Here is a 5,261-nt window from a genome sequence, read left to right as displayed (position 1 = left end):
ATGCATGTCCGGCGACAGCCGGAACGGCACGCCCTGCAGCACGTTACCCAGCGCCACGCCGAAGATCAGTGTCGGCACGAAGCCGCTGAAAAACAGTACGCCATCCCAGCGTGCACGCCAGCGCAGATCGTCGCGCTTGCTGCGAAACTTGAACGCTACCGGACGCAATATCAGTCCGACCAGTATCGCAAACATGGCCAGGTAAAAGCCCGAGAACGCCACCGCATACAGCTGCGGCCACGCGGCAAAAATCGCTCCGCCGCCGAGTATCAGCCACACCTGGTTACCTTCCCATACCGGGCCTATGCTGTTGATGACGACGCGCCGTTCTATATCGGTGCGCCCGACAAATGGCAGCAGGATGCCGGTGCCCAGATCGAAACCGTCTGTCACCGCGAAGGCGAGCAGCAACACGCCGATCAAAGCCCACCAGATCAGGCGCAGGGTATCGTAGTCGATCAGTGTGTGCAGGATCATAGTTGCTCCGATGTGGCGGCAGGGATTGCATGGTTGACAGGCTGGACGTGGACGCCCGTTTCCGGCGCATGTTCCACATCCGGCCCTTTCTGGATCAGCTTGAAAATCAGCTTTATTTCAATCACGAACAGCACCGTGTAAATCAGGATGAAGCCACCCAATGAAATGAGCAAAGTCTTGATGCCCAGGCTGGACACTGCAACTGCCGTCGGCAACACGCCTTCTATCACCCACGGCTGGCGGCCGAACTCGGCTACCAGCCAGCCGGCTTCAACCGCAATCCACGGCAATGGAATCGCAAACACTGCCAGCTTCAGCAGCCAGCGATGCTTGTCCAGTTGCCGGCGTGCAGACAGGATGAAGAAAATCCCGGTCAGCAGGATCATGAACATGCCTATCCCGACCATGATGCGGAACAGCCAGAACAAAGGCGCAACCTGCGGCACTGTATCGAATGCGGCCTTGGCTATCTGCTCCGGCGTCGCCTGGCGCGGATCGTCTACATAGCGCTTGAGCAGCAGTGCATAACCCAGGTCATGGCCGGTTTCTTCAAACGCAGCGCGCATGGCTGGCGTGATGTTTTCCGAGCTGCCGGCGGCACGAATTTTTTGTAGCGCATCGTAAGCCTTTATGCCGTTGGCGATGCGCAGCTCTGCGTGCTGCACCAGCTCGTTGATGCCCGGAATAACGGTATCGAGCGAGCGCGTGCCGATCAAGCCCATCAGGGCCGGCAAGTGGATCGCATAGTGCGTTTCCCGCGCCGCCTGATTCGGGAAACCGACCAGCGTAAAGTCGGCCGGCGCAGGCTGGGTTTCCCACATGCCTTCAATAGCCGCCAGTTTCATTTTCTGATGCTCGGTCGACAGGTAACCGCTTTCGTCACCCAGCACGACCACCGACAGTGCGGCGGCCAGACCGAACGATGCCGCCACCGTCATCGAGCGTTTGGCCAGTTCGAGATGGCGTCCCTTGAGCAGGTACCAGGCTGAAACGCCGAGCACGAAAATTGCCGCGGTCACGTAACCGGCTGAGGCCGTATGCACGAACTTGGCTTGCGCGACCGGATTGGTCAGCACCGCAGCAAAGTCGGTGACTTCCATGCGCATCGTTTCAGGATTCAGGGCGGCGCCTACCGGATTCTGCATCCAGCCATTGGCGATCAATATCCAAAGCGCAGAAAAATTGGAGCCGATGGCGACGGCCCAGGTTGCAGTCAGGTGGCCGACCTTGGAGAGTTTGTCCCAGCCAAAGAAAAACAGGCCGACAAAGGTCGCTTCCATGAAGAAGGCCATCAAGCCCTCTATCGCCAGCGGTGCGCCGAAGATGTCGCCGACGTAATGGCTGTAGTAGCTCCAGTTCATACCGAACTGGAATTCCATCACGATGCCGGTCGCCACCCCCATCGCAAAGTTGATGCCGAACAGCGTGCCCCAGAATTTGGTCATGTCGCGCCAGATGACGCGGCCCGTCATCACGTAGACGGTTTCCATGATGGCCAGCAGTATCGACAGCCCTATCGTCAGCGGTACGAACAAGAAGTGGTACAGCGCCGTGGCCGCAAACTGCAAGCGTGATAACGAAACAATATCGAGTTCCATAAACCTTCCTTTTTTACCTTACAACGATTGCCGCACCTTGCTCGGGCCGGACCTCAATCCGGTCGCAAGGTGCTCAGCACAAGCTCAAAATCTGCATCGCCGCGCTGCACGTCCATAACGATACGCCCATGTTGGATACAAACCAAGCGATCCGCCAGCGCCGCTTCGCGCCTTACGTGCGTGGCCAGCAGAATCGCGCGCCCGGCCGCCAGCCCAGCCAGCCGCTGCAATACATCGCGCGCGGTAAGCGGATCGAGGCCTTCGGTCGGCTCGTCGAGCAGCCACAGCGGCACCTGGCGCAACAGCAGGCGTGCCAGCGCCAGACGGCGCAACTGCCCACCCGACAAACCCAGACCGCCTTCGCCCAGGCGCGTCTCCAGTCCGGCCGGCATATTCATTACATCTTCTGCCAGACCCGCCGCCTGCAACACTTCCCACAGCCGCGCATCGCCGGCCAGCGGATCGGCCAGCAACAGATTGTCGCGCAAGCTGTCCTGAAATAGTTCGGTACGCTGCGTCAGCAGGCAATGCGGCGCGACTTGCGCGGTGCCGGACAGTGCCGCCAGTTCGCCGGCAATCACTGCCAGCAAGGTGGATTTGCCGGCACCGCTCGCACCTATCAGCGCCACCTTTTCATTACTGCCGATAGACAGCGATATATTGTGCAACACAGGATGGCCCGGCGCATCGACTCCTGCCGGATGCGCGCTCATGTCGGCCAGATTGAGAACCAGATTGCCAGGCAAGGCTGGTGCAGGCGCCGTTGCGGCCGCCGTGTCTTGCAGGCGCGGCCCGAGCCGGCGTGCGGCCAGCACGGTGCGGCCCAGTTCCAGCGCACCGCGTCGCAATGCTGCAAACGGTTCAGTCGCGCTCAGCACCAGCAGCAAGGCCAGGGCCGCCACCGGCGCACCTATCGTCCCGGCTTCCATCAACATCGCCACCATTACCAGCGTCGCAACCAGGGTCAGGCTCCCGACCACGCCATAGGCGACGCCGGCCTGTACTTCCAGTCGGTTCAAGGCATCGTCCGCTTTTGCAAGATAAATATCCGCCGCCGCCAGCGCTGCTGTCTGCGCACCCAGCCGCCCGGCCATGATCAATTCAGTCTGCCCGGCCACCAGATCGATGCTGCGCGCACGCAAGGCTTCCAGCGCGTAACTGCGGCGGCGCGCAGCGCGACGCGCACCATGCGCCGTCACAAGCGCGATACCCAGGCCGGCCACTATCAGCCAGATTGCGATCAATGCACCCAGCCAGGCGTTGATAAAGCCCAGTGCAATGCCGGTCACCAGTGCAGCCGCCAGTGCCGACCCGGCCGGCACCAGGATGCGCAGATACAGCGTATCCAGCGCATCGATATCGCCGGTCAGACGGAACAGCAATTGCGCAGGCCGTGCCAGCAGGCGTCGCGCAGCTTCAGGTTTTGCCCAGCCGAGGAACAGGCGTACACGCAAGGCCGCCAGCACTGCCAGCGTCGCATCGTGCGTCACCAGCCGTTCGCCGTAACGCGATGCGGTACGCCCTAGCGCCAGCAAGCGTATACCGGCAGAAGGCATGAATACATCGAAGGTGAAGGCCAGCGACATGTTCAAGCCGGCAATCGCCGTCGCCGTGATGAACCAGCCCGACAAACCCAGCAGGGCCATGCCGGACAATACCGTCACGGCCGCCAGCAAGGCGCCGAGCAGCAATTGTTTTTTTTGCGCGGCGATAAACACGGCCAGCACCGGATGCAGAGCGCGCCACAGCTTCATGCCTGTGCCTCCGCATCTGCACGCAGCACGATCACGCGATCCATGCGCGCCGCCAATACCGGATCATGCGTGGCGATGATCATCGTCCTGCCCTGCGCCAGTTGCAGCAAGGCGTCTGTGACCTGTCGAGCGGTAGCGCTGTCGAGATGCGCAGTCGGTTCATCGACCAGCAACAGGTCGGCATGCCTGTCGACCAGCGCGCGCGCCAAGGCCAGCCGCACTGCCTCGCCGCCCGACAATCCACCGCCGCCCTCGCCCAATGCCACGCCAGGCTGCGCTTGCGGCACCGCATCCAGCGCAGTGAAGCGCAATGCCGCTGCCACATCTTCCGCCGCTATATCTAAACGGCCCAGGGCCACATTCGCGCGCACCGATCCGGCAAATATATGCGGCTTCTGCCCTATCCACGCCATGCGCATACGCAGTGCAGCCACCGTGCCTGGCAACAAACGCACGCCACCTATCGTCACCTCGCCATCCTGCAGAGGCACCAGGCCGGCAATCAACGATAATAACGTCGATTTGCCAGCGCCGCTGGACGCAACGACGGCAATGTGTTCGCCCGACTCAATATGCAGTGCGTAATCGTCCAGCACTGGAGCAGCTGCACCTGCATACGAAAAACACAAAGCCCGGATATCGACTGCCGGTGCGACGCTGGCAGCATGCGGCAAGGTTTGCGCTGCCGCTGCATCCGGCAGCTGCAAGCCCTGATCCGTCAAACGATCGATGGCATCCAGCGCCGCCACGCCTGCCGCCCGGTCATGCCAGGCACTCGACAGATCGCGCAAGGGTTCAAAAAAAGCCGGCGCCAGCAGCAGGATGAACAAGCCCTGCTCCAGCGTCAGGCGCGTGCCCCACGCGCCAAATTCGAGTTGCCCCAGCAAATGAAAACCGATATAGACCGCCACCATCGCCACGCCCAGCGCGGCAAACAGTTCCAGCACGGCTGAGGACAGGAAGGCGATGCGCAACACGGCCATCGTGCGCTGGCGCAGCGCTTGCGCCGCATCACGCAAACGCAGCGCAGTGATCTCGATCGCATCCAGCGTGCGCAGGGTCGCCAGTCCGCGCAGACGATCGAGCAGAAAGGCATTCATGCCGCCCATCTCCACCATCTGCGCCTCGCTCGCCGCTTTGGCGCGCCAGCCTACCAGCGCCATGAAGAGCGGGATCAGGGGCGCAGCCACCAGCAGGATCAGTGCGGCGACCCACGATAAGGGAAAGACGGCGACGAGGATGACAACAGGAATGGCGGTGGAACGCAGGCGCGCAGGACGGTAACGCACCAGATAGGGAATGACAGCCTCAGCCTGCTCGGCCATCACGCTTGCAACAAGCCCGGATGCAGGACGCTGCACATCCAGCGGCGAACGTGCCGCCAGCGCGGCAGCGGCTTGCGCACGCAGCGCAGACAAACTGGCACGCGCAG

At 61.9% G+C, this 5,261-nt stretch carries 4 protein-coding genes; all 4 read right to left on the bottom strand.

From position 1 onward, the window contains the following. Nucleotides 1-477, bottom strand: a 477-nt coding sequence (gene cydB, locus Q7T06_RS04355) for a cytochrome d ubiquinol oxidase subunit II (RefSeq protein ID WP_304780814.1), incomplete at its 3' end; no start/stop codon positions are given. After that, nucleotides 474-2,075 (bottom strand): cytochrome ubiquinol oxidase subunit I, encoded by a 1,602-nt coding sequence (locus tag Q7T06_RS04350; protein ID WP_304780809.1) that lies wholly within the window; start codon nucleotides 2,073-2,075, stop codon nucleotides 474-476. The genes Q7T06_RS04350 and cydB, both read right to left, overlap by 4 nt. Nucleotides 2,076-2,128: 53 nt before the next feature. Further along, nucleotides 2,129-3,829, bottom strand: a complete 1,701-nt coding sequence (locus Q7T06_RS04345) for an amino acid ABC transporter ATP-binding/permease protein (RefSeq protein WP_304780802.1) — start codon at nucleotides 3,827-3,829, stop codon at nucleotides 2,129-2,131. Further along, nucleotides 3,826-5,261: thiol reductant ABC exporter subunit CydD (cydD, locus tag Q7T06_RS04340; protein ID WP_304780797.1), on the bottom strand; the 1,436-nt coding region annotated here is incomplete at its 5' end. The genes cydD and Q7T06_RS04345, both read right to left, overlap by 4 nt.

This window comes from Herminiimonas sp. (assembly GCF_030645555.1).
Classification (GTDB): domain Bacteria; phylum Pseudomonadota; class Gammaproteobacteria; order Burkholderiales; family Burkholderiaceae_D; genus Oxalicibacterium.
The sequence above is the reverse complement of the archived record's forward strand: the minus strand, read 5'-3'. Positions and strand labels throughout refer to the sequence as shown.

Coding starts and splice junctions, on each gene's coding strand:
- Q7T06_RS04350 (WP_304780809.1), bottom strand. CDS start 2,075: ATGGAACTCGATATTGTTTCGTTATCACGCTTGCAGTTTGCGGCCACG.
- Q7T06_RS04345 (WP_304780802.1), bottom strand. CDS start 3,829: ATGAAGCTGTGGCGCGCTCTGCATCCGGTGCTGGCCGTGTTTATCGCC.